This window comes from Nostoc sp. PCC 7524 (assembly GCF_000316645.1).
GTDB lineage: Bacteria > Cyanobacteriota > Cyanobacteriia > Cyanobacteriales > Nostocaceae > Trichormus.
Map to the genome: position 1 here is coordinate 5,352,858 of NC_019684.1, position 25,215 is coordinate 5,378,072.

Sequence of the window (25,215 nt, forward strand, 5' to 3'; positions counted from 1 at the left end):
ATTATTGATGTTGTTCTATCCAACTATCGATATCTATATATGCGGCTTGGAGTTGTGCTTGTTCTTCTGGTGTAGCTTGCCAATAGCCACGATAATTAGCCTCAGATAATTTTTTGATCACTTCGGCTTCTGCATAAGGATTATTTTCCCGCAAGCGATCGCGCATTTCGGGATTAAATACAAATTTTTGTGCTACTTTACTCCAAGTTGCAGTACCAACACTGTTGGTAGTCGCATCTAAACCTAAAAGATACTCTACCCGATCTGCGATCGCTTGTCCTCCTTGATGGTCGTGTTGTAACATTGCGTCTATCCATTTGGGGTTAAGAAGGCGACTGACAACACCTTGACGGACAGCTTCGGCAATGGTTTTTACTTGGATACGTTCTTTGGTAGTATCGGCAATGACAACATCAGGACGATGACCACTGACTACGGTTGTGGCTTGTGCCATACCGCCAAAATATTCATAATAATGGTCTAGGTCGGTGACTTCAAACTCGTGGGAGTCTCGTACCTGGGTGATAAATTTGTTATGGCTTAACGCAGCTTTGAAGATTTCTGGTGCTGGTTGTCCGTTGATATTGTTACCGTAAATATATTGAGTGCGCTTGATGTACATATAACCTAAATCAGCCTCGCTTTCCCAAGCAGCCGTTTCAATTAAGGTACTGAGGCGATTTCCATATTCCCCAGGAGGAGGGCCGAAAATGCGAGAAGCGGCTAAGTGCTTGTCTGCAATTTCTTGGGTCAAGGCTTGTGTATGACGACGGACAAAGTTCATATCTGAGGGTTCGTCTAACTGGGCTACAGTCTGAAAAGCTAAATCAATCAACCGCACCAAGTTAGGAAATAAATCACGGAAGAAGCCGCAGATATTCACAGTGACATCAATGCGGGGACGACCTAATTCATTTAAAGGAATAACTACGGGTTTCATGAAATAGCCTTGACCCCGTTCTACTTTTACACCGATGTAACGTAATACTTGACCAACAGTTTCCCCTAGAGTTTTGCAGGTTTCAAAGCCCCAAAGTATCACCCCTACTGCATCAGGATAGGTATTATGTTGTTGATAATAACGCTGAATGGTTTCCTCTGCGATCGCTGCACCTCGTTCATAAGCACTATCTGTAGGTAACTTGGTCGGATCAAACTGAAAGGTATTGCGTCCTGTAGGATAGGTAGTAGGAGTCCGCACAGGGTCGCCACCACAAGCCGGTTCAATGTAACCACCATTTAAAGCGTGTAATAATCCCTTGATTTCGTCGGTACTGCTGACTAAATTAGCTACATCCTGTAAATAAGTCAAAGCTGGTCTTAAATCTGCATCAAATATAGCGTCTCCCCTTAACACAGCTTGAATAATTTCCCGGCTTTGGTCTGATAATTCTTGCCAACGGGAATCAGCCGTATCTAATAAACTGTCATAATCAAGGTTGTGTTTGTGCGCGAGTAGTCTCGGTAAAGCTGGGGTTTCACTACGGTCATAACGGGCAATTAAATTGAGATAATCAACTAATGCTTCACCCTGTAACTTTTGTCCAAAGGTGTGTAAACCCATCGGAATTACCACCCGCTTGAGTTCAAATAAATCAACGTGGAGTTTTTCTAACGCTGCTTCGTAGGGTGTGAGGTCAAATTCTGCTGGTACTTCTTGCTGGAGTTGGGCGCGTAACTCATCTGCTAAATCTAACGGGATATCGTGTTGCTCACAAACGGCGATAATCTGCCGTAAAATACTCACCACACGGGGTAAGCTGTGGCGTTGCTGTTCTTCGTACTCATCTAACAAGTCTTCTAAGGAGTCAAAATGTTCGTACAAACCCGCCGGTACAAAAGTCGGGGAAGCGTAACTTACTAATTGGGCGTAACTGCGACGTTTAGCCATCGTCCCTTCGGAAACGTTGACGACGTGGTAAACGTAGGTATGGGGTAAATCTCCCAAAAGTGCATCAGTAGTACATTCACCAGATAACCCTACCTGTTTGGCTGGTAAAAATTCAAATGTCCCGTGAGTCCCAATATGTACCACTGCGTCAGCATTCCAGCCGTCCGCTTCTTCTAACCAGCGATAGAAAGCATTATATTGATGATGGGCGGGTAAGCTTTCGTCATGATGTACCTTAGCCGGGTCTTCGTGTACGCCCCGTGAAGGTTGGACAGCGACAACAACGTTACCAAATTCTATCCCTGCAATCAGGATATCATCACCATCGACCATTAAATCCCCTGGCGGCATCCCAAAAAGTTTTTCTGTCTTATCCCGTAAAACTTCCGGTAATTGCTTGTACCAACGCAAATAAGTTTCTAAGGGTATGCGTAAGGCGTGTTCGGCTGTGAGATGATGTCCGGTAAATTCGCCATTATGTACCAGTCCCCGATGCAGAAACATCTCCTTGAGAGTTCCCCTCTGGGGTGGGGTGATGTTGTACCCGGCGTTTGCTAATTCCTGGAGAATAACTTCTACAGAAGCGAAAACATCCAAAAAAGATGCAGTCCCTAAAGTACCTTCACTGGGTGGATAGTTAAAGATAACAATGGCGATGCGTTTATCGGCGTTGGGTTTGTGGCGTAAGGCGATGCGGCGGATAATACGGTTAGCGAGTCTCCTACCTCTACCTGAAATTGGGGAATGGGTTTGACCAAGATTACTATTGCTATCCAGCCCATAAAGAAATACGGGGTCTATTGCACCATCCATTTCTGGGAAGGCGACTGTAGATAAAGTTTCTACTGGTGGAAGCCCTTGGGGGTTGCTGCGCCAAGCTGCAATTTCTCGATTATTGGAGGTAGAGGCGACATGATAAGGGACATCCAGCTGTTTTAACAAATTAATGGTTTTCTGGGCATTGCCGCCCAAAGGCCCTCCATCTAAACGAAACCACAACAACGAAGCGATCGCATCACAAATCGGTTTATCATTATGGAAAAAGTGTGTAGCGATCGCCTCTGTCGTTTTAATCCCATCAGCATAGAATGGCAATACGTTAGCTTTTTTACCCAGTTCCGTAAAAAATTCCTCACCCCCAACTAAATTTGCACTCATACTCGTACCACCGTAAAACAGCACCGCCACGCTCGGCAAATCTGGGTTTAAGGGGTGAGCAGTAATATAATCTCTATAGGATTGATAACGCTGACCTGTAGCAATATCTATAAACCCCGCATCTGGATAAACTATAGGTTCACCTGCTGTCACGCTCACACCCGCATACTCATGGGCTACAAAGCGTAACAAATTCGCCAAATTTTCTACACCCGCATTAGTCCAATAACTGACGCACTTCGCCAAATTTTGGGAATGATACATCTTTTGCGGTGACATCTTCTCTTGTACCGATGTCAAAGAATCGCCGAATTGCTTAATTCGACGATAATCTGTACCTGGCAAATTAGTAAATGCAAACTCCCTCATCCGCGTTAGTGCCATCACACTTGGCCCGCCACCAAACACAGGAATAAACGCAATATCCTGTGCTTGAGTGGCGACAAATGCCTGTTGTAAGCAAGCTAAAACCTTATCTGGCGTACCGCGCAAATCAAACATTACTGCCTTGGCAGCACCAATGGTATTCAGAACTTGTGCAGGTGTAATAATACCATCTTGAATCTCATGCGTAGGTAAGATATCTAATTCTAAAATCTTCCCATTTGTTGCTTGTACCTGTTTGTGGGCAAGATATACATCACTTAAAGGAGAAGCAGAAGAAATCAGGACAAGACGAGGTATATCAAAATTAGACATAATCTTGTATTCTTCCTGAATTTTAATAATTAACAATATTTTTTATCTTAGAAGAAATCATTCACTAATTATCTTTAGATTATGCAATTAATGGCTGTTGTATTTTTCTTTTTACATACTATAAATTCAATTAAGCTAGGCGATCATCGTAGCCATTCTGTTGATATTACCATATGCCAATTAAAATGGATCTCCCAGATTGGTTATGATAAATTCAGTAGACCTAAAAGTTTTGCGATGCCTGCGGCGGGCGTAGCCATCGCTAAAAAATAGTAGTCTGTGATACCGTTTTTGGAGAAAAGTGCCAAAGCTGAAAGACTTGAATAAATGATAAGTTTGGCTTATCAAACTCCTCCAAATACCAACTAACTAACATCAGCCGGACGGTAAATAAACTTCGCAGGCTACCCCATAGTTGCGGTCTACTGCTGGGCGTAAAAATTCAAGCATCTGTTTGAGAGTAAATAAGTGAGAGAAAACTTGTCTATTACTTCTTTTTAAATGACTGAGATAATGCCATACTAGATAAATCCAAATATTAATAATTAAAAAGCTAAACCAACAAACGGAAGCCGAATAATGGGATTTTTAATAGTAGTTTTAATCCAGCATTGATTTTTCATCCGATAGCTGCTTTCAATTCCGAAACGAAGACGATAGTCATCATGTATTGAATGTAATGACAGTTTAACTTTATAGACAGCATAAACAAAAAATTCCCGCCCATGCTCTCGTCTTTTACCATTTTTATATGTGCAAACTATCCATCCACTAAAAGTTACTGAACCATATTTATCGCTGTTTAAAGTGTAACTAGTTTTGTAACTCCGCCCACCTCTAATTAATTAGACATCTCCGGTAATTAAATGTGCGTGGTTTGAAACCCTTGTAGAGACGTTCTATAGAACGTCTCTACATTCATTTTCGGAGAGGTCTAATGTTTATCAGGTAAAGCAAGTGCGTGAAGTAATTCTCAACTATGAACTAGGAGAACAAGATGAATCTGCGTTATGAAATTAATCTCTATTGGAGTGAAGAAGACCAAGCATTTATAGCAGAAGTACCAGAATTACCTGGATGTGCTGCTGATGGTGAAACTTATCAAGAAGCACTACAAAATGTAGAATTTCTTATGCAGGAATGGATTGAAACTGCTCAAGAATTAGGTCGTCACATTCCTGAACCAAAACAGCGTTTGATGTCTGCTTAGGTGATTAAAAACATATAAATCGTGTTCATATTTTTATCAAGAAAGGCAGAGGGCAGAGGGCAGGAGGCAGAAGGAATACTGGCCTCTGTCCTCTGCCGCGACCATTCCCCGAAGGGGTTCCCGCAGGGTAGGGAGCAAGGGTTTAAGACCCCCACCAAATTGAAAATTTGGTGGCTCTTGTTTAGGAGGGGTCGGAATCCCCTTCTAAACAAAACCTTCTGCCCTCTGCCTCCTGCCTCCTGCCTTCTTCAAACAGGCGATCGCGTTTGGGATTGTGGAGTGCGATCACTCTTGGCCAATGGCATGATATAGGAAGTAAGCAATGAGTGATGCTGCTTGGATAAAGTTACAAAAATGGAATACTTTAAACAGATGAGCAAAAGGAACAGTTCCCTCCTATTTGTCCTAAATTAAATATAAACACTCTCTTGCAAGGTTTGAAAGGGCTAAAGCCCTTACTACGAACTTTTATCCCCTGTTAAATTGTTCTCAGGCTTCAGCCTAAGAACAACTTCAACAACATTAGCCAATTATTCCTCGGTTTGACCAACGCGGCGGATATTGAGAATATCACTCATCTTTTTGATTTGGGTGAATACTTGCTCTAGTTGGGAGCGATCGCGGATTTCAATACCTAAGTCCATTAACGCAGGTTGACCACTAGAGGTTTTCACTTGAGCATGACGCACGTTAATTCCTTGGTCACTTAACCGGGATAAAATATCTTTTAAAACCCCCACTCGATCAAGAGCCTCAATTTGGATATTAACTGGGTAAGTGTGGGGACGACCACTATTTTCTGCGGCTGGGTTCCAACTCACTGGCACTAAGCGATCGCCTTCTACCGATTCTAAATTATGACACCCTTGGCGATGGATGGAAATTCCCCGACCTCTGGTCACTACACCAATAATTGATTCCCCAGGAATAGGAGTACAACATCGGGCTAGGTGATACATTAACCCTTCTACCCCCACAATGGGCGAGTCGCTAGCGCGGGAAGTGGTGATAGATGTTTTTGGTGCTGATGATTCTTTCGGAAGGAGGGGAATGACTTCTGCTACTGGTTGTTGTGCCTTGACTACTTCTCGCCAACGATTTAACACTAAGTTTAAAGTGACCTCACCGTAACCCAAAGCTGCTAGTAAATCTTCGGCACTGTGATAATTGCATTTTTCGGCTACAGTCTGCATCGCTTCCGACTTCAGCAGATTGTCAAAACCTGTTTTACCTAATTCTTTTTCTAATAACTCCCTTCCACGGGCAACATTTTCTTCCCGACGCGATCGCTTATACCATTGTTTAATCCGATACTTCGCTGTAGAAGTTCTGGCGAAATTTAGCCAATCTAAGCTGGGATGACCATTCTTTTGGGTAATAATATCTACAATATCGCCATTATGAAGACGTGTTGACAAGGGAACCATTCGACCATTTACCCGCGCCCCTGCACAGTGATTTCCTATTTCTGTATGGATACGATAGGCAAAATCTATAGTTGTTGAACCTGGACTTAACGGTACAACATCCCCCTTGGGGGTAAAGACATAAACATCATCTTCAAATAAATTATCTTTGACGCTATCAAGATACTCTTGTGCGTCCTTCATGTCACTTTGCCATTCCAACAGCTGCCGTAACCAAGTGAACTTCTCATCGCTGGTTGTCAGTTGGCTATGAGAACCACCGGTTTCTTTGTACTTCCAATGGGCAGCAATCCCGTACTCAGCAATGCGGTGCATTTCCATTGTGCGGATTTGCACTTCTAAGGGACGACCGGTTAAACCAATAACTCCTGTATGCAAAGATTGGTAACGGTTAGGTTTGGGCAAGCCGATATAATCTTTAAATCTACCGGGAATCGGACGAAAGGCATCGTGGACAATTGCCAAAGCCCGATAACATTCCTCATTACCTTGGACAATAATCCGTAGTGCTGCTAAATCATAAATTTCATGAAATTCTTTTTGTTGTCGCTGCATCTTTTGATAAATGCTATACAGATGCTTGGGACGACCACTAATATCTAAACAACGAATTCCGGCTTGCTGTAAACGCTCTTGTAAAATTGTTGTCGCTTTAACTAATTTTTCTTCCCTAGCTGTGCGTTTTTCTGATACGTGCTGCTGAATTTGGCGAAAAGCTTCCGGCTCCAAATACTTAAATGCTAAATCTTCTAATTCCCACTTAATCCGCCAGATCCCCAAACGATTGGCTAAAGGTGCAAAGATATCTCTGGTTTCCTGGGCGGAACGGCGGCGGCTGTCTTCTGACATATATTGCAGAGTTCGCATATTATGCAAACGATCTGCTAACTTCACCACAATTACCCGGATATCTTGCGCCATTGCCAAAAACATCCGCCGGAAGTTTTCCGCTTGGCTTTCGGTTTTGCTTTTGAAATTAATTTTAGAAAGCTTGGTGACACCTTCCACCAACTGACGCACTTCGGGGCCAAAGTGCTGTTCAATTTCTTCAATTGTGACATCTGTATCTTCAACTACATCATGAAGAAATCCAGCTGCTATCATAGCAGGACTACCTCCTAAGTCTCGCAGCAAACCAGCTACAGCCACAGGATGGCTAATATATAATTCTCCTGACTTGCGATATTGACCTTTATGCAGTTGATAAGCAAATTCAAATGCCCGACAGATTAAAGTGTTATCACTATGCCTTCGGTCATCTTCTGTTTCGTTGTGTTTGGCTGATGTATCCCTCAAACATTTATTTAGCCAATCGGGAAGGGAAAGATCAGTTGGGGAAGTTATAGCTATGCTGCTCATACAGTAGGAGAGGTGATCTGTGGATAGATGAAAAATAGATGCAATATACAGCATCATCCGGCGGAGATGTTGCTGTCCTGGTGTGGGGGTAAAAGTAGTATCAGGATGATTCCCTATATGCCTATGGTACTCATCCACTGCGAGTTTTCAGAAACATAATCATGAAAAAATGTAGATTGCAAACACAGCCTCAAAACAAAGTTTGAGGCTGAGAATGCTGATAAGAGCCTAAGATAGATTATTGTGTCAGGAAATTTTCTTGAAATTAATAGTATCTTAAATAGCAGTGAATGTCTTTAAGTTCTGATAAATATCAAGCACTGGTAAATTTACTTGAACAATTACGTACAGATGTGAGTAATCTTCAAGTAAGTACACCTGAACTAAAAGAACGTGTAGCCACCCTACAGGAATTTTTTGGGCAGGAAATTGTCCCTTTGGCAGAAGCAGCAAATTCACGGGAACAGTCTTATCAAACGGAAATGAGTAAGCAGCTGCGGCTGTTGGCTTTAGATGTGATGTTTTTGCAAGGGGCGCGGCAAACAGCAACGACACAAACAAGACTGAAAACAATTAGCGATCGCCTCTCTACTTTAATTCAATATTGCCAAGCCGTACTGCAACAAGGGACACAATGAAGCAGGAGGCAGGGAGCAGGCTTCCGCCGTCAGCATCAGCCTGCTCCCTGCCCCAATTACTCTGATCCCAATGTCCTATACCCTAATCTTTTGACGTTTAACAAATATGAATAATGCTGCTGCACCAATAGCTAAAATCCAGCCGCCGGAAGGTTCGGGGATGCTGGTTTTTAAGGGGTTATTGGGTTTTGTGAGGGTTTCTTTACCATTTTCTATTTTGCGGTCAAAGCGATCGCTTGCGGCTTCGGCTTCTTTAAGTAAGCGTCTTTGTTCATCGTTGACTAATACCAACATGGAAGAGTACGGGCTGACAATCTCATACTTTTTAGCGATGGTGTGAATTGCATCTAAGCTGTTGAGGTTGTCTAATGTGATTTGTTTACTCAAGCTTAAAATTAATTGTCGAGCGGCTAATGGCTGTAAATCTGCTGGCTGTTGCGGATTATTTACCTCTGCGGTAGGGAGTTTTTGCAGATACCAGGCATAATCATCTACCACATTCACCACAGAGTCGTCTAACGCTGATTTGGTGGCAATTCTGCGTAATACCTCGGCGATATCTTCCGAGACTCCACCGCCAGTATCTTGGATAGATTTGATGATCCCGTCGTTGTAGGCTGCGGGTAATCCTCCTAAATGCACCATCCATAAAGGCGCAGGTGAGACAGGAACAGTTTTGTTATTGCGTGATAACTCGTAACTTCCCTCATCACTCAGTAGTAAAACTGCATCGTAGGCTGTATCACTACGCAGTTGATTAAACTGTGCCAGCATTTCCTGGGGTTGAATTGTGCCGTAAAAGGTGACTTTTTCAGCTTGAAATTGTTGGATATCATCTAACCGTTGGGGTGCTGCACCTTTAGCAACACTAATGTATAAATCAGCATCATTATTGGCTAAATTTTTGTCTGCAAAGCCGTGTTGTTTCAGCCAATCCCAAGTTTGTGATAATTCCTTGATATGGTTGCCCATACTGCGAGAAGTATCTAAAACTAAGGCGATGCGGGTAGCTTTAGGTAAGGAGTAATCTTTTGGGGATAAAGGCTTGATGACGATGCGCTCGCCATTTTCTAAATCCACTTCATGCAGTGCAGCTTGGACTTTACCACTGGCGGTGACAAATGTTTCTAACCAAGTATCCTGCTTAAGGTTGATGGCTTTACCGTTGCGGGTGCGTTTAGTGTCATTAGTCCAGAATATATTGCGTTTTTCCCCTAAATCGGGCATTGCCCAACCTTGAGCTTTACCTATCACCTTGTAGGTTAGCCATAGGTGCATTTCTGTGGGGCGTGGTGCTTCACCTGGGAATTGTCGCACATTGTTAGGAGGAATGGGAAAAGCCCGTAGGCGATAATGTCTTGTCCCCACCTGTTCTAGTAAAGCGGGATCTACAGGGCGTTCTCTTCTGACTTGGGAATTATAAACTTTCTGGGCAGCGCCGCGAGGGGAAACCGTGAAAGGGAAACGTTGGGATAGTTTGTTAGTATCGCCCAACCATAACCCGGTAATCACAGCACTTTCTGGTAAAGAAAAGGAGTAAAAAACTTCTTGAACTTCTGGAGTTTGGTTTTTGTAAACTTCGTATAACTCTACATCAGCCCAATCACCATGTTCTTTGACGGTAACTTGTTGTGATGCCAACCAAACTTTTTTCTCGTTGATATTTAATAAACCAGCTTTAACTTCTTGCTGGTTAAAAGTAGATTGTACAGCGTGAGTTACTGCTGTTTTTTCAGCTTTTTGTAATGGGGTATCAAAAAATTCAGCATAAAGTTTTTCGGCTTTGTCAGCATCTTTGGCTGAACCTTGATATAAAAAGGGCGACATCAGAAAGTTGTAGCCATTTTGGATGTTATTAGCTACGGATTTATCTAAGCCTAATACCTGTCGATACATGGCACTAATATGATTATTTTCTTCTCTGCTACTGAGGTAGCGATAGGAAGATAAATAAGCATTCACTAAACCATCACGAATTGCGTTTGATTTGGTGAGAATAATCTGGCGATCGCTCTCAGTTTTGGGAGTGTTAGTTAACAGCGAAAAAGCTAAGACTTGGGGCTGGTGTTGTAAGGATACAAAGCTAATTGCAAAGGCAATAAAAACGGCACTAGCACCAACTAAAGCCTTTTTAACGCCGTAATCTCTAGCAAAAGCTTGTAAAATTCTAGAGCCAGAATTTACATACATCGCTGCTAGTGCCGACGGCATCAAAATAAATAAAGTGGCACTAAAAGCAAACAGAATGAGCGAAAGGCTGAGAAGCCATAACCCGCTAATTAAGGAAACATCTGTCAATACATACCATAAACCTTTGAGCCACTCAAATTTAATGAACTCTTGCATTAAGAATACTGCTAAAGGTAAGGCATAAAATAGTAAAATCACACCTGCATAGATGCCGAATAGTAGCATTAAACTATGCGCTACCATTTGCACCCATTGCAGAATATTTTTTTGTCTAGAAGCATAGCCAAAAAATAATTCTCCACAGAATGCCGTAATACATATACCAATTGTGGCGAGAATCTGGGTACTAGCGGGTGTCAATTCCCTAATGACGAACAAACGCAGCAAACACAAAATAAATAGTGGTGCTTCTACGCCATAAAATAAGCGGATGAGTTTTAGAGGTTGTTTGATTAAAAACTTGCCACCAATAATCGTAGAAACTGTTGGTATAGCGATTAAGGCAACTAAAGTTAGCGAAAATTCTACTGGAATATCACCTTGTAAAGTGGCTTGGAATAGTGGCACAGTTAGCCAAGGCAGTATCCCAAAATAGACAATCATTAGAAATGTTAAGTTCCACAGCCAAAATATGGCGTAAAAAGTCGCATTCCAGAAAACTTTCATAGCCTTACCTCCTCCTTTTAGCAGTCATTAATGCTGCTACAAAATCTAGATGGTGTATTCCTGGTTTTTTACAGTGTTGCTAGAAAACAAGGCTGTAACTTTATAGTTCCCAAAAAGTTAAGGAGGGTGAAAATTTAAACGCAGAGGGGTGCATTCGCCCAGCGTCTCGCAGAGAAGGTAGGCGCAGAGTTACGCAAAGAAATGAAATTGGGAGATTTCTAATTATGGTAGGAGTTATAATTGGTGGTTGAACAGTAATTAAACTTGTTGATGCTAAATTCTGCATATGGCGTAAAGCCCATGCACAGAAGACAGGTTTAGAGAACAGAAAGCGATAATGCTTTGAGACTATTGGTGTTGCTGAATCAAAGGATGAAATTGATATATTGAAATCTAAAACTCATTATTCTCTCTGGTTGTCCGGATCTCTGCGTGCCATAAATCATCCCGCAATTACGTAACGCCTTAATTTAATATCCTCGAACAGTAACTTTAAAGAATTTGATACACTAACTTAAATTTAAAATTATCCCAGCTAGCGGCTTTGGGCTGATAACTAAAACTATGGGTAAAGATTTATTTTGTATCGAAAATTTACGCGTCGCCTATCCACAACGTAGTGATGAAGACTTACGGTGGGCAGTTGATGATGTATCTTTTACCTTGCAACCTGGTGAAAGAATGGGGTTAGTAGGTGAGTCTGGTTGTGGTAAATCTACCTTGGGGCGGGCGGCGATGCGTCTGCTACCAGCTTCTAGTCGTGTGGAAGGGCGAGTGACGTTTCAAGGAGAATCGGTATTTGATTTAACACCAAATCAGTTGCGGAAATTTCGAGGGGAAGCTGTAGCATTAATTTTCCAAGATCCAATGACGCGGCTTGATCCCCTGATGACAATTGGGAATCACTGTATTGAAACTCTGCAAGCGCATTTACCAGAGTTATCAGCTAAGGAAGCGAAGGAAAAAGCACTGGCGACTTTAGAAAAGGTGAAGATTCCCGCTAGTCGTTGGAATCAGTACCCCCATGAGTTTAGCGGTGGGATGCGTCAACGGGTAGCGATCGCCCTCGCTTTACTCCTCAATCCTAAATTAATTGTCGCCGATGAACCCACCACCAGCTTAGATGTCACCGTCTCCGCCCAAATTTTACAAGAATTAACCCGCCTGTGCAGTGAAGAAAATATGGCGTTGCTGCTCATTTCTCATGATTTGGCAATGGTGGCGGAATATTGCGATCGCATTGGGGTGATGTACCACGGCAAAATGGTAGAGATGGGTGCTACAGATGCTGTGTTTAGAAACCCTCAACATGAATATACGCGATCGCTCCTGCAAGCAGCATTACATATTCAATCTGTCGATGAGATAGCAACTGAAGATGTTTCCCAGTCCCCAATCCCTAGTCCCCAATCCCCAATCCTGAGTGTTACGGAACTAAAGCAGTATTACACTATCGAACCGAGTTTTATCGAACGACTGTTTAAAGCAGAAAGTCAAACCATCAAGGCTGTAGATGGAATTAACTTGGAATTGTATCCAGGGGAAATTTTAGGATTAGTGGGTGAATCTGGCTGTGGTAAAAGTACACTATCACGGACAATATTACAGTTAATTCGTCCCACATCTGGTAAAGTTGAGTTTTTAGGTAAAGACTTAACTCAGCTCTCACGTCAAGAAGTGCGCGCTTCCCGGCGACAAATCCAAATGGTGTTTCAAGATCCCCATGCTTGTCTCAACCCAGCGATGACAGTAGGGCAGAGTATTGCTGATCCTTTATTAATCCACAATTTGGCTAATGCAGGCGCAGCCAAAGAACAGGTGTTGTGGATGTTGGAGAAAGTCGGGCTAACACCACCGGAATTATATTACCAACGTTATCCATCAGACTTGTCTGGGGGACAGCAGCAACGGGTGGCGATCGCTCGTGCTTTAATTACTCGTCCTAAACTAATCATCTGTGATGAACCTGTGAGTATGTTAGATGCGAGTGTACAGTCGCAAGTGCTGGATTTGATGTTGCAATTAAAAGACGAGTTTGAGTTAACCTATCTGTTTATTACCCATGACTTGTGGTTAGCCAGATTTTTGTGCGATCGTATTGCCGTCATGCACGGTGGTAAAATTGTCGAACTTGGCCCGACTAAACAAATATTTGCCAATCCACAACACCCATACACTCAAACTCTCTTAGCTGCTGCACCCTTACTAGCACGCACTTAAAATATCAATTGATCACCCCAGTTATTTGAAAAAACTGGGGTTTTTCCACCCTCAACTAAACCATATTGAGCTTTCAAATTACCATCAAAATTCTCCCAATCCCCAATATCCAGTTCCTAGTTCAATCACTGCCTGCAATTAATTTCCTTTTCTCTCTACTTGAACCATATAGTTCTACAAATCTTTTAAAAAGTAACATATTAGCTTGTCTGGGAAACCTACTTACTTTAAATAAATGCTCTATATCGATTTCAGCTAAATTACGTAAATAAGGTAAATCTTCAAAGAGAGTTAAACAAGACGCAAAATGTAATAGGATTTGCAATATTGGTTTAGGCCATTCGAGGTCACTATAAATTTCTATAAATAATTGATGTTCTTTCTCATTTAATGGAAAAGCATAAAATATTACAATTATCCTTTTGTTATCGTAGACTGGAATGCTCAATTCAATAGTATATGGAGTATGTAATATTAAATCCACCTCAACTATAGGTTGTCTCCAAATTCTCAAAGCATTCATGGGAGAATCTAAAAGGGTTTGAAATTTAATGATTCCACCAATATTAGTAGGTCGAAAATCACTAACATTCAAAATTTTCAAATTGTTTAAACTAAAATTATGAACAGTTTCTAAATGTTTCAGATTTAAGAGATGATAAATTTGGCAGAGATAAGGGAAAGGTAAAATATACTCCTGGCTAATCATATGTCTTTTTTTGAGATCAAACTTATTAGTCTGAGCTAGACATGAACAGCCATGATATTGGTTGATACCAGTATTTTCATCTAAATTATCTTCTGGTTTGAGATATAACCAAACTAGAAAAAAGAAAGATGTTGTAAAAATCTGCAAGATTTCTGTTGCTGATAAATACCCATCAGCAAACGCGGCCATACTTCTATCAGTAATCCCAAAAAGCCAGGACGGAATCCCAAAAACCCAAACACCTGTTTTAAACTTATTGATGAATTGATAAAATTCAAATTCTACGGCAGTATTTTCGCTTTGCTTCTCTTGGTGCTTATCATGATCTCTAAAGGTTTTGATAGACATGGAGAATCCTAAGTAAAGATTCATTACCATTCCCATCTTATTTAGAGATAATCTGATAACACTCTGCCTCTAGCTGTAAAGTATGGTGGAAAATATTCTTGTTGAATCCCAAAAAAAAGACAAAATTTTAGGACTTTAGAGAGAGTAAATTATCACTTATCTATTAGTCTATAGTTATATCTTTTGACTAGAGACCTATCATTATGGGGAACACCAAAAAATAAATTATCCCCAATTGACTATATAGTAGGGTGCGTCAGTACGAATAATTTCTAGGTATATCAAGGATTTCTCTGACTGACGCACCCTTGTATGTGAGAAGAAGTAGTAGACCATCGCGCTATAAAATCGCAGTGAATGAAGATAAATTATACTGTACACACGTAAACTACCTATGCTGTTGCCTTAGCAATCCCTTGAGAAGCACCCGTAATAATTACTGTGGGAGACATAGAATTATTACTGTGAACAATGTATTATTTGTGAATGTTTGATCAAAATTCTCTGCAAAACGGCAGTAATGACCATCCGTCATGCGAATGAAACTGATTTGCCTGCAATAGTGGCAATATATAATGCTGCAATCCCTAGCCGTCTCGCAACTGCTGATTTAGAGCCTGTTTCCGTAGAAAGTCGCCGTGCTTGGTTTCAAGCGCGATCGCCTAACTTACGTCCCCTGTGGGTAATTGAACAACAGGGAGTCATAGCAGGCTGGCTGAGTTTCCAATCATTTTACGGACGACCGGCTTATCATACCACTGCCGAAATTAGTATTTATATTGCTCCAGTTTTCCATCGGTGTGGTTTAGGAAAACAACTATTAGCCACAGCCATTCACGAAAGTCCCAAATTAGGTTTAAAAACCTTATTGGGCTTTATTTTTGCTCACAATCAACCCAGCTTAAAACTATTTCAATCCTTCGGCTTTCAACAGTGGGGACATTTACCCCAAGTAGCAAACTTGGATGGAGTGGAACGAGATTTAATCATTATGGGACTACGGATTGGGGAATTGGGCGCAGGAGAGCAAAAATCAGTAAACAGTGAACAGTTATCAAGTGACAGGTAACTGTTAACGCCTATTGCCTATTGCCTATTGCCCAATAACTATTGACTCCCACCCACACCGTCTACTTTTCCAGCATTTATAATTAATCTTGCCCTATTTAGTTCGTTACCATGTCGGAAGAAGATATCCGTGCCGCCAGGCTGGAGAAAGTAGAACAACTCAAGCAGCTAGGGACTAACCCCTACGCCTATCGTTGGGAATCTACCCATCATGCAGCCCAATTGCAAGAAAAATTTGCCGATTTACCCAGTGGCGAAGAAGTTGAATTAGAAGTAGCCATTGCTGGACGCATTATGGCGCGTCGGGTTTTCGGTAAATTGGCTTTTTTCACCTTGGAAGATGAAACAGGCACAATTCAGCTGTATTTGGAGAAAAATCGTATCCAGGAAAATATGGCAGAGGTTGATGCCGATGCCTTCAATCATCTCAAGCAACTCACAGATGTAGGGGACATCCTCGGAGTTACAGGTACTATCAAACGGACTGAAAAGGGCGAGTTATCGGTTTACGTCAAACAATACACCATCCTCACTAAATCCCTTCTGCCCCTACCCGACAAGTGGCATGGGTTGACGGATGTTGCCAAGCGATACCGTCAACGCTACGTTGACTTGATTGTTAACCCCGAAGTCCGCCAAACTTTTCGTCGTCGCGCCCAAATTACGGCGGGTATTCGTCGCTATTTGGAACAACGAGATTTTTTAGAAATTGAAACGCCAGTTTTGCAAAGTGAAGCAGGCGGTGCTGATGCACGTCCGTTCATCACCTACCACAACACCCTGGAAATGGAGTTGTATCTGCGAATTGCCACAGAACTCCATCTCAAACGGTTGATTGTGGGTGGTTTTGAAAAGGTGTTTGAACTGGGGCGAATTTTCCGCAATGAGGGAATTTCAACACGGCACAACCCCGAATTTACCTCAATTGAAATTTATCAAGCCTACGCCGATTACAACGATATGATGGCGCTCACAGAAGGTATTATCACCACTGTGGCGCAAGAAGTTCTCGGCACACTGCAAATTACCTACCAAGGTGAAACTGTAGACTTAACACCACCTTGGCGGCGGGTGACAATGCACGATTTAGTTAAAGAATCTACCGGCTTAGATTTCAACTCTTTCCCAACTTTGGCAGAAGCTAAAGCAGCTAGTAAAAATGCTGGACTGACAGGTATAGAAGATGTAACTTCAATTGGCAAACTCTTAAATGAAGCCTTTGAACAAAAGGTAGAAACCAACTTAATTCAGCCTACCTTTGTGATTGACTATCCTGTAGAAATTTCACCACTCGCCAAACCTCACCGTTCTCAGCCTGGCTTGGTGGAACGCTTTGAGTTATTTATAGTTGGGCGGGAAACTGCCAACAGTTTCTCAGAATTAACTGATCCCATCGATCAAAGAGAACGCCTAGAAGCACAAGCCGCGCGGAAAGCTGCCGGGGACTTAGAGGCTCAAGGTGTGGATGAAGACTTCCTTGCTGCTTTGGAATATGGTATGCCACCCACTGGGGGCTTAGGTATTGGGATTGATCGGTTAGTCATGTTATTAACTGATTCTGCTAGTATCCGCGATGTCATTGCTTTCCCCTTACTCAAGCCAGAAAAATCAGAACCTGCCCCAGAATCAGCACCTTAGTCAATCGAAGGCAGAAGGCAGGAGGCAGGAGGCAGAAGGAGGAAAAAGCCACCCACAAGGGGGAGCTAGTCTCGTGGGCGGGTTTCCCGACTTAAGAGAACTGGCGTTCGGGCTTGAACCCAACAAGCAGTTTTCTTCCTTTCTACCCTCTGCCCTCTGCCCTCTGCCTTTCTTTTGTCAATAGTCGTTAGCAAATTATCAAAACCTGGAGAAACTTGACATTTTCAGTTTCTACAGGTTTTTATCTTCAGCTTGCAATAACCAAAAACCACTGTAAGTCATACCAGAATCATCAGGTTGTACTATCAGAAAATGTAGTCCTCGGCTTTGCTGTTTGCGCTGTTCATAAACTTTCGCCGCCGCCGCTACTTCTGCATCTTCAAAAGTCACAACAATCCATCTATCTGCTAAACCTGCTTCTAGTACCAAACCATCCGGCGCACCAGCTATGTAATTAAGTGATACAGGACGGGTTTGTTGTATCCATTGTGCCAAACGTAGCGATCGCCTACCGCCATAAATGATGACACCAGGAACGGCAATTGTGGAAGCTAAACCCAGGTTAATCGGTTGCAGGGATTCTGGCACAGACAACATGGGAATGGGGCGATCGCTAAATAAATCGACAAGATCACCAGCAGCAATTGTGGCAAAACGCCACTCTTCCCCCCATAAGTTGTCAGGTAATGGCGCTGGGGGTGGCTTATCTATAGCTATAGGATATTTTTTTTCCTGCAACCATTGCTTTAAAGCTGAAGTGCGGCGCTGAGGTTCGACAGTGATACCTAAATTTCGCCCAGCCACTTCCATTAAACTTAAAGATTGAGGACGAAACACCTGTATAACATCTGGTAGGTTTTCACCAGCCGCCTGTTGAATTTGAGCAGTTAACCAGCTAGAATTCGCCTCCGATTGGAAACAAGTGGCAACATATTCAAAGCTGCGATTGACATTACAAATCAACAATTCCCATAGCGCCTGTCCTGCTGCATCTTGTTGGGGACTACGATAAAAATCAGCTTGCCAAACCAGACTCATCTCATACCCCCAGAAGACTCCCGTCACAGTTTACTAAAAAACGAATTAACGCCGTGTGCAACTTTCTCTCAAACCTAACCCCCAACCCCTTCCCTACAAGGGAAGGGGAGCAAGAATCAAAGCCTCTCTCCTTGCAGGGGAGAGGTTTGGAGAGGGGTTTCAAAAATAAGTTGCACATCGCGTAAATTATGTTGATTTTACGATCAACACCGCAATTCGTAACGATGCTCCCGCCACGCTCGTTGTTCTTACTCAAAGGGACATAATGTTTCTAGTTGGGGAAGTAAAGCGGCAAAAGCCTTACCACGATGACTAACTGACTTTTTTAACTCCGGTGTCATTTCGGCAAAAGTCAATTGCTTGTCGGGGACGTAAAAAATTGGATCATAGCCGAAACCACCATCACCACGGGGTGCATGAAGAATTTCACCGGGACAAATACCTTCGGCTTGGATAGCAATATTACCATCAGGAGAAGCGATCGCTACTACACACACAAACTGAGCTTTGCGGTTAACTTCACTACCTAATTCTCTGAGTAATCGCTCAATCCGATCTGAGTCGCTAGTACCGTAACGGGCAGAATATACCCCTGGTGCGCCATTGAGGGCATCTACTTGTAAACCAGAATCATCTGCGATCGCCCAGTTTCCCGTAGCTTGAGCAATTTGTGAGGCTTTCAGGCAAGCATTCTCAGTAAAGGTGTCACCTGTCTCTTCAATTTCTAATTCTTCCGGCTTGAGTTGTAATTCCCAGCCAGTATCTTTGAGGTAAGCTTGCATTTCTCGCAACTTACCAGGGTTACTTGTAGCTACTATGAGGATAGTCATTGCTTAATAGTTTATAGGGATTGGGGATTGGGGACTGGGGATTGGGCTAAAATCTCCCCCGCTCCCCTACTCCTCTACCGTCTTCACTCCGCCCAGTCTTTAGCCCAAGCTAGGGTTTTATGCACTTCTTCAATGGTGGCGGCTTCGCAGTAGAGGCGTAAAACTGGTTCTGTGCCACTGAATCTGATCATTAACCAACTATGATCAGCGAGGCGGAATTTGTAACCGTCGATGGTTTTACAGTCAATTACGGCTTTACCTGTAATTTCTGTTAATGGTTGGGTTTGCAGTTGTTGCAGTAGCTTGGCTCGGACTTCCATGCTAGCTAGGGGCAAGTCAATGCGATCATAAGCAGAAGTAAAGCCTGTCCGTTGTTGCAGGTGGCGATAATAGTCTCCTAAATCTTGCCCAGATTCAACGATCGCTTCTAAAACATATAATGCTGATAATAGGGCATCCCGTTCGGGTATATGGCTACCATAACCAATGCCTCCCGATTCTTCCCCACCTAATAATACTGGTGCGACTAACATCCGGTCAGCAATATATTTATACCCAACTGGTGTTTCAAATACTGACAGGTTATGTAGTTCTGCTACCTTGGGTATTAAATCAGAACCACTGACGGTTTTGACAATTTCCCCTGTAAAATTACGTCTGAGGGTTAAATGGTCTATTAGTATTGGGATTAACACTTGGGAACTTAAGAAATTCGCCTCTCCATCGACGGCGGCGATGCGATCGCAATCGCCATCAAATACTAAACCCACCGTTAAACCTGATTGATTGCGATCTCGATGTGTTTTGATCACATCAAAGAGCTGAGATAGGTATTTAGGTAAGGGTTCTGGCGCACCGCCACCAAATAAGGGATCGCGGTTGCTATTGATTTCTTGGACACGCTCACCTAATAATCTACCTAAACCGCTAGCGGCTGCACCGTGCATCACATCCACGAATACGGTGAGTTTACCAGAGGCGATCGCTTCTCTGAGGTGGGCAATATTAACTTTTCCTTCTAAGCCTTGGATATAACTTGGCCAAGGATCAAACTTTTCTAAATTACCAGGGGTAGCTGCTGCTGGTACACCTGTTGATAACAGTGCTTCTATATCTTTTGTCACTTCTGGTGATACTGAACCACCAAAATAACCTTTAACTTTTAATCCTAAATACGCCCCTGGGTTATGACTAGCTGTAATTACTAGCGCCCCCAAAGCATTGAGTTGTTTAGCTGCCCAACTAAAAGCCGGGGTTGGGGCATAGCTTTCACTTAACAGCACATCAAAGCCGACTGCGGTGACAGCATCAGCCACAACACGGGCAAATTCTTCTGCCATAAACCGGCGATCGTAACCCACAATAATTGTGCGACTACCAACCGTCGAAAAATATGTATCATATAATACTTTTGCTGCAACAGGTGCGACCAAAGCTAGACGTTCAAAGGTGAATTCATCCCCAATTACGCCCCTCCAGCCGTCTGTACCAAACTTGATTATGCTCTCTATAACTGGCATTCAGGTATCCTCAGCATACACTTGAGGATTCTAGCATTTGTACAGTCTGAGAAGTAACAAAAGAGGCAGGGAAGGTGACAGGTTATAGGTGACAGGTGACAGGTGACAGGTGACAGGTGACAGAGGAAGAAAATCCAATGCCCAATGCCCAATTTAAAATCTATAAATATTAATAATCCTTAATAGGTAAACTATTAAGGAATTTTTATAGGAGCAGAATCTGCTCACAATTTATGATTTTTTGTTAAAAATCATCAAGATACTGGCTTAAACGACTGATCAAGGGGTCAACCTCTTCAGGAGGGTTTACAGCATAAGTAGGAGTAGTGGTAGTAGGGTTAACTACTTCTACTGCTGGTGCGGGTGGAGGTGACGAATAAACCACGGGTCGCTCTGTCACCATAATTGCCAGATGCGCCATCTGTTGAGTCAGTTGTAGAATCTGGCGTTCGAGTGCTTCTAGTCGATTTGATTCTTTGGCAAAGAAACGTTCCTCAAGGTCAGCTACTTGACGTTGCAGGTCATCGATTTTTTGTTCAACCGATCCTGTCGCTGCTGCTTTGAGACCAGGTTTTACAGATTCCGGTACGCATAAAGTTTGCCACAAGGCTTCTTTACAGAGGTCGCTAAAAGTTTTATCTGGTTGTTTTTCTAAATAGTTTTCTACAACCGCTAACAAGCTTTCGTCAGCGACCTCTGGGTTGAACGTAACCGATTTAACTACCTTTTTTGACCATTGGAACATTCTGTTTAAGCCCTAGAAGAGCGACTGGCGGATAATTGTGCCTCTCCATAAATATACTGCCCCAAGGCGTTAGCTTGTCGAGAAGGAGCTGATAGGTGGGCGTTAATTTTAGCTTCTTTGAGTAGACGTTGTACATCTTCCCAGAAGAATTCTCCACCGCCACCTGTAATAATTACGTCGGTGACGCGCTCTGGCAACCAAGCTAAAACCCGACTGCAAATTTCCCGTGAGAACTGCTCGATTAAGTTGGGTAGGAAATCATCTAGGTTGGTAGGTTTGCTAGCACCTTTGGGACGGTAGAAGCGATCGCCTTTGGGTTTATTCACCGCAGAAATTAAGGCTAGAGATTGACTATCTGCGCCATCAATTTCGGCAGCTACCATCTCATAAAACTTGCTCATACCGAAGTCTTCACTCTTGGAAGCACCACGAGCAAACCGGAAGTTATCCACCATCAATAAATCGATGGTTTGGTGTCCGATATCGACGATCGCCACGGATATTTTTGTAAAATCAGGGCTACTACCACTCTTTTTAGGTTGGGCTTCTGACCATAACAGACTGCCATAGCCTTCTGGCATTACCCAAACTTTAGAGATATTCAAAGATACAGCTTCGCCCCGGAAGTTCAACACATGAGGCCCGGTAACTTGACTGATTAACTGGGCTTTTTCCCGTTCAAATTGCTCTAAAGAGAGGAAAGGTAGACCCAGCACTACAGAAATTTCATCTCTGAGTTTGAAGTAGCCAGCACAAGCCAAAACTTTCACGAGTGCATCTTCCACTTTGGACTGGCCAACTCCTAAGTTAGCTCCAAAGTCTGCTGCCAATTGACCGACAGCGTAGCCTTTGCCTTGATACTCCAGCCACAAATCCATCAGAGGATCAGTAGCACGAGCTTCAAATACGCCGCCACGTACTTGCTCTATAGACATTTGTTTCACGTTAGCAGGCACGAACATCACATTATTAGGTTCGCGACTCACACAGGTTTTTGTGGAAGTTCTGCCTAAATCAACGCTGAGAATAGATTTGCCCGAACCGTTACTAGCTTTAGGGGTTGTGGCATTAATGGGGGTAGATGCTGACACCCTGTTCAGAGGTATGGCAGCAGCATTCATGGGGGTAGCGGCGGAAGGTTGGTCTGTCATACAAGCTCCTAGTCCTTAACTTAACTGTAAAAAGTTACCATGCCTATCGTACAAATATGCGGGATACCAGAAATTATTGGCTTCGTCAAGTGTAACTACAAATACGCCAAATTTTAAAGTTTTAGTAAAATTTAGGCGATCGTCAATTCAGCATTATTTGGCATAGTGTAGGCGAATTTTTACCAGATGTAACCCCCACAGCCCAATTAAAGGTAAATGTTTTTTAAGTTTTTGTGTTTCTGCGCTTACGTTTGAGTAACCAGACGACAAATGCTATAACCAAACTCCCAAGTACAATTTTAGATACAGGGGCTAGGTACTTATCCACAAGTTCATACTGACTACCCAATGCGTAACCCAAGTATGTTAACAAACCCACCCAAAGGGCGCTACCTAAAGTTGTATAAAATAAAAATGGTAGCAACCGCATATTGCTTATCCCTGCGGGTACGGATATCAAAGTACGAACGCCTGGAACTAGACGACCGATAAAAACCGCTTTGTTACCTTGATGATCAAACCACCGCTTGGCTTTGATGATGTCTTTGCTAGATACACTAATCCATTTGCCATACCTATCGGTTAAATCTCTTAAACGCTTTTCACCTAAAAACTTTCCTGGATAATACCAGATAAGTGCGCCTGTAACAGAACCTAACAGTCCCGCCACAAAAACACCAGTGATATTGAGCTTTGACCCTGGCAGATTGGCTGTATATCCTGCTAGCGGCATGATTAATTCTGAAGGAATTGGCGGAAACAGGTTTTCTACAAACATCAACAGCCCAATTCCCCAATAGCCCAAGGATTCAATAATATTTTTTACCCAGTCAGATGACATGAAATTAGTTGTTCAGACTCTGGACAGTTTTCGTTACCCAGTTTAACGGAACACCAAAAAATAAATCATCCCCAGTTTTCTGCTAGTAGGGTGCGTCAGTACGAATCAACTCCCTGTAATTCAAGGGTTTCTCTAACTGATGCACCCTTGTATATTCAGAGAAGTAGTAGTTTCGAGGACTAAAGTCCTTACTACGAAACAAAAAAAGGTAAAAGTCCAATTTTTTACTGTTGACTTTTACCCTTTATTTTTTAATTTGTAATTTTTTATGCTGTTGGAGTCAATGATTGCACTCTCGATTCAGACTGCCAATCTAATGGATTCCACACACGTTCCTCCAGAGCCATCTGCTCGATTAAACTAGCTAATCTCAAAGCTTTCAGTGCCTGTTCCCCACCCACGGAAGGCTGATTACCACCGTGTACACAGTTGACAAAATGTTCTAATTCTGCATTTAGGGGTTGAATGTTAGTAGTATAAACTTTTTCAATCAAACCATCTTGCCGATACAACACTTGCTTATGGTCATTTAGAGAATTAGCAGGTGTTTGTCGATGAATCAAAATTTCATTCTTGAGAAAATCGGCTTCTGTGAATGAGTTTTTACAGTGGGCAACAATGCGGCGAATTTTTCGGTGAGTGACTTTGCTGGCTGTCAAAGTTGCAACAATGCCATTAGCAAAACCCAAAGTAGCAGTCACATAATCTAAATAACCGGAGTCTAAGGCGCGAGTCCCACTGGCAGTTAAGTTTGTGACCGGCGAAGCAGCCAATTCCAGTAGTAAATCGATATCATGGATCATTAAATCCAACACCACTGAAACATCATTAGCTCGGTTGGAGTAAGGACTCATGCGATGAGCTTCCAGTGCTAGAACTTCTTCTGTTTTCAGCACTTTATGTAATTCCCGGAATGCTGGATTGAATCGCTCAATATGACCGACTTGCAGAATGCACTGAGATTCAGCCGCAGCATTCACTAAAGATTCTGCCTCAGAAATACTAGCAGCGATGGGCTTTTCAATTAAGACATGAATGCCTGCCAAAAGACAGTTGATGCCCACAGCATAATGCAAGCGAGTGGGAACAGCTATGCACACCGCTTCTACATGGGGCAGCAGGTCACAGTAATCTTCAAAAAAACGCACCTTGTATTTACTGGCGGTTTCTAAGCCTCGTTCGACATTAATATCTGCCACGCCGACCAGTTCAACATCCTTCATTGAACTCAGTGTTCGGGCGTGATGCTGTCCCATGTTACCTACGCCGATTACACCTACGCGAATCGGTCGTGGCTGGTTGCGTTGTGTGTATGAATTTGGTTCTGCCACTGACATGCTATTTTGCACTATTGTTCTCTCCTCAACCACCAAATTTAGAGACGCTATGGCCGTTGGCGTTTATACTCGACAGCCGATTATGCTCTGTCTAAAACCATCCAGATGGTAACATAGAGGCCTTGTTTATGAAGAATTTCAAAGTTTGCGTTCAGTTCCCGTAATCTAGCTGTCTTTTGTATAGACATTGTTAAATTGCTCGGTTTTTTCTGCTTTACGCAAACTACAATACGTCTTTACTATGACCTTTAAAATCCTAGTAGTTCTAAGTGGAAATTCTGAAAAGACATTTAGGTAATAAATTATCTGGGTTGAAACTTGACAATCTCATTGTTAAGAAGATTACAAAATAATTATTAAAAATATCATACTGGAATGTTTACATAAAAAAAGATTTATTTGAGACTGCTAGCACTGAATATAATCGGATAATTTTTGCATAATTATGGGCAGCACCCAAGAGTTTTACCGTCCATATGTACGGAAATCAAATTTATGTGTGGTATAGAGAAAACTACCCTTTAATCTGGGG

Annotated in this window: 17 protein-coding genes and 1 pseudogene; 6 read left to right on the forward strand and 12 right to left on the reverse strand. The window is 42.5% G+C overall.

All coding sequences use genetic code 11. From position 1 onward, the window contains the following. Position 1: 1 nt before the first annotated feature. Positions 2–3,748: a magnesium chelatase subunit H gene (gene bchH / locus NOS7524_RS21770; RefSeq protein WP_015140640.1), complete on the reverse strand. Its 3,747-nt coding sequence runs from the start codon at positions 3,746–3,748 to the stop codon at positions 2–4. Between the two features lie 81 nt (positions 3,749–3,829). On the opposite strand from bchH, the gene NOS7524_RS21775 reads away from it, so the two are divergent. Then, positions 3,830–4,021, forward strand: coding sequence for a hypothetical protein (locus tag NOS7524_RS21775; protein ID WP_015140641.1), 192 nt, complete (start codon positions 3,830–3,832; stop codon positions 4,019–4,021). A gap of 102 nt (positions 4,022–4,123) precedes the next feature. Here NOS7524_RS21775 and NOS7524_RS31225 read toward each other — a convergent pair. Then, a pseudogene (locus tag NOS7524_RS31225) lies at positions 4,124–4,593 on the reverse strand (ISH3 family transposase); the annotation flags it as partial. A 152-nt stretch (positions 4,594–4,745) separates the two neighbouring features. Between NOS7524_RS31225 and NOS7524_RS21780 the strand changes: the two are divergent. Continuing rightward, entirely contained in the window at positions 4,746–4,958 is a 213-nt protein-coding gene (locus NOS7524_RS21780; RefSeq protein WP_015140642.1) for a type II toxin-antitoxin system HicB family antitoxin, read from the forward strand. A 530-nt stretch (positions 4,959–5,488) separates the two neighbouring features. Here NOS7524_RS21780 and NOS7524_RS21785 read toward each other — a convergent pair. After that, a complete protein-coding gene (locus tag NOS7524_RS21785; protein ID WP_041555415.1) occupies positions 5,489–7,744 on the reverse strand; it encodes a RelA/SpoT family protein in 2,256 nt (751 codons plus the stop codon). 290 nt (positions 7,745–8,034) lie between these two features. Here NOS7524_RS21785 and patD point away from each other — a divergent pair, with 290 nt between their 5' ends. Beyond that, positions 8,035–8,382: a heterocyst frequency control protein PatD gene (gene patD, locus NOS7524_RS21790; protein WP_015140644.1), complete on the forward strand. Its 348-nt coding sequence runs from the start codon at positions 8,035–8,037 to the stop codon at positions 8,380–8,382. 75 nt (positions 8,383–8,457) lie between these two features. Here patD and NOS7524_RS21795 read toward each other — a convergent pair whose 3' ends face one another. Continuing rightward, entirely contained in the window at positions 8,458–11,238 is a 2,781-nt protein-coding gene (locus NOS7524_RS21795) for a TIGR02921 family PEP-CTERM protein (RefSeq protein ID WP_015140645.1), read from the reverse strand. A gap of 564 nt (positions 11,239–11,802) precedes the next feature. On the opposite strand from NOS7524_RS21795, the gene NOS7524_RS21800 reads away from it, so the two are divergent. Next, positions 11,803–13,458: a dipeptide ABC transporter ATP-binding protein gene (locus tag NOS7524_RS21800; protein ID WP_015140646.1), complete on the forward strand. Its 1,656-nt coding sequence runs from the start codon at positions 11,803–11,805 to the stop codon at positions 13,456–13,458. A gap of 121 nt (positions 13,459–13,579) precedes the next feature. Here the strand turns inward: NOS7524_RS21800 and NOS7524_RS21805 are convergent, their stop codons facing one another. Then, positions 13,580–14,515, reverse strand: coding sequence for a hypothetical protein (locus NOS7524_RS21805; protein WP_015140647.1), 936 nt, complete (start codon positions 14,513–14,515; stop codon positions 13,580–13,582). Between the two features lie 520 nt (positions 14,516–15,035). On the opposite strand from NOS7524_RS21805, the gene NOS7524_RS21810 reads away from it, so the two are divergent. Both NOS7524_RS21810 and lysS read left to right on the forward strand, forming a co-directional pair. Next, a complete protein-coding gene (locus NOS7524_RS21810) occupies positions 15,036–15,584 on the forward strand; it encodes a GNAT family N-acetyltransferase (protein ID WP_015140648.1) in 549 nt (182 codons plus the stop codon). Between the two features lie 110 nt (positions 15,585–15,694). Continuing rightward, positions 15,695–17,221 carry a lysine--tRNA ligase gene (gene lysS / locus NOS7524_RS21815; RefSeq protein WP_015140649.1) on the forward strand — a complete coding sequence of 509 codons (1,527 nt, stop codon included), beginning with the start codon at positions 15,695–15,697 and terminating at the stop codon, positions 17,219–17,221. Between the two features lie 231 nt (positions 17,222–17,452). On the opposite strand, the gene NOS7524_RS21820 is transcribed toward lysS, so the two are convergent. The 7 genes from NOS7524_RS21820 to NOS7524_RS21850 form a co-directional block, all read right to left on the reverse strand. After that, positions 17,453–18,259 (reverse strand): Tab2/Atab2 family RNA-binding protein, encoded by an 807-nt coding sequence (locus NOS7524_RS21820; RefSeq protein WP_015140650.1) that lies wholly within the window; start codon positions 18,257–18,259, stop codon positions 17,453–17,455. 248 nt (positions 18,260–18,507) lie between these two features. Further along, positions 18,508–19,089 (reverse strand): RdgB/HAM1 family non-canonical purine NTP pyrophosphatase, encoded by a 582-nt coding sequence (gene rdgB, locus NOS7524_RS21825; RefSeq protein WP_015140651.1) that lies wholly within the window; start codon positions 19,087–19,089, stop codon positions 18,508–18,510. Positions 19,090–19,172: 83 nt separating this feature from the next. Next, on the reverse strand, positions 19,173–20,609 hold the full coding sequence (locus tag NOS7524_RS21830) for a phosphoglucomutase/phosphomannomutase family protein (protein ID WP_015140652.1): 1,437 nt from the start codon (positions 20,607–20,609) through the stop codon (positions 19,173–19,175). A 244-nt stretch (positions 20,610–20,853) separates the two neighbouring features. Continuing rightward, complete coding sequence (locus NOS7524_RS21835) at positions 20,854–21,354, reverse strand: hypothetical protein (protein ID WP_015140653.1); 501 nt, start codon at positions 21,352–21,354, stop codon at positions 20,854–20,856. A 5-nt stretch (positions 21,355–21,359) separates the two neighbouring features. After that, positions 21,360–22,505: a ParM/StbA family protein gene (locus NOS7524_RS21840; RefSeq protein ID WP_015140654.1), complete on the reverse strand. Its 1,146-nt coding sequence runs from the start codon at positions 22,503–22,505 to the stop codon at positions 21,360–21,362. 223 nt (positions 22,506–22,728) lie between these two features. Continuing rightward, positions 22,729–23,346 carry a DedA family protein gene (locus tag NOS7524_RS21845; RefSeq protein ID WP_015140655.1) on the reverse strand — a complete coding sequence of 206 codons (618 nt, stop codon included), beginning with the start codon at positions 23,344–23,346 and terminating at the stop codon, positions 22,729–22,731. A 266-nt stretch (positions 23,347–23,612) separates the two neighbouring features. Then, a complete protein-coding gene (locus tag NOS7524_RS21850) occupies positions 23,613–24,695 on the reverse strand; it encodes a Gfo/Idh/MocA family protein (protein WP_015140656.1) in 1,083 nt (360 codons plus the stop codon). Positions 24,696–25,215: the final 520 nt, after the last annotated feature.

What these genes read in the sequence shown, in the direction of transcription:
- bchH (WP_015140640.1), bottom strand. Translation starts at nt 3,748, where the DNA reads ATGTCTAATTTTGATATACCTCGTCTTGTCCTGATTTCTTCTGCTTCT.
- NOS7524_RS21775 (WP_015140641.1), top strand. Translation starts at nt 3,830, where the DNA reads ATGCAATTAATGGCTGTTGTATTTTTCTTTTTACATACTATAAATTCA.
- NOS7524_RS21780 (WP_015140642.1), top strand. Translation starts at nt 4,746, where the DNA reads ATGAATCTGCGTTATGAAATTAATCTCTATTGGAGTGAAGAAGACCAA.
- NOS7524_RS21785 (WP_041555415.1), bottom strand. Translation starts at nt 7,744, where the DNA reads ATGAGCAGCATAGCTATAACTTCCCCAACTGATCTTTCCCTTCCCGAT.
- patD (WP_015140644.1), top strand. Translation starts at nt 8,035, where the DNA reads ATGTCTTTAAGTTCTGATAAATATCAAGCACTGGTAAATTTACTTGAA.
- NOS7524_RS21795 (WP_015140645.1), bottom strand. Translation starts at nt 11,238, where the DNA reads ATGAAAGTTTTCTGGAATGCGACTTTTTACGCCATATTTTGGCTGTGG.
- NOS7524_RS21800 (WP_015140646.1), top strand. Translation starts at nt 11,803, where the DNA reads ATGGGTAAAGATTTATTTTGTATCGAAAATTTACGCGTCGCCTATCCA.
- NOS7524_RS21805 (WP_015140647.1), bottom strand. Translation starts at nt 14,515, where the DNA reads ATGTCTATCAAAACCTTTAGAGATCATGATAAGCACCAAGAGAAGCAA.
- NOS7524_RS21810 (WP_015140648.1), top strand. Translation starts at nt 15,036, where the DNA reads ATGACCATCCGTCATGCGAATGAAACTGATTTGCCTGCAATAGTGGCA.
- lysS (WP_015140649.1), top strand. Translation starts at nt 15,695, where the DNA reads ATGTCGGAAGAAGATATCCGTGCCGCCAGGCTGGAGAAAGTAGAACAA.
- NOS7524_RS21820 (WP_015140650.1), bottom strand. Translation starts at nt 18,259, where the DNA reads ATGAGTCTGGTTTGGCAAGCTGATTTTTATCGTAGTCCCCAACAAGAT.
- rdgB (WP_015140651.1), bottom strand. Translation starts at nt 19,089, where the DNA reads ATGACTATCCTCATAGTAGCTACAAGTAACCCTGGTAAGTTGCGAGAA.
- NOS7524_RS21830 (WP_015140652.1), bottom strand. Translation starts at nt 20,609, where the DNA reads ATGCCAGTTATAGAGAGCATAATCAAGTTTGGTACAGACGGCTGGAGG.
- NOS7524_RS21835 (WP_015140653.1), bottom strand. Translation starts at nt 21,354, where the DNA reads ATGTTCCAATGGTCAAAAAAGGTAGTTAAATCGGTTACGTTCAACCCA.
- NOS7524_RS21840 (WP_015140654.1), bottom strand. Translation starts at nt 22,505, where the DNA reads ATGACAGACCAACCTTCCGCCGCTACCCCCATGAATGCTGCTGCCATA.
- NOS7524_RS21845 (WP_015140655.1), bottom strand. Translation starts at nt 23,346, where the DNA reads ATGTCATCTGACTGGGTAAAAAATATTATTGAATCCTTGGGCTATTGG.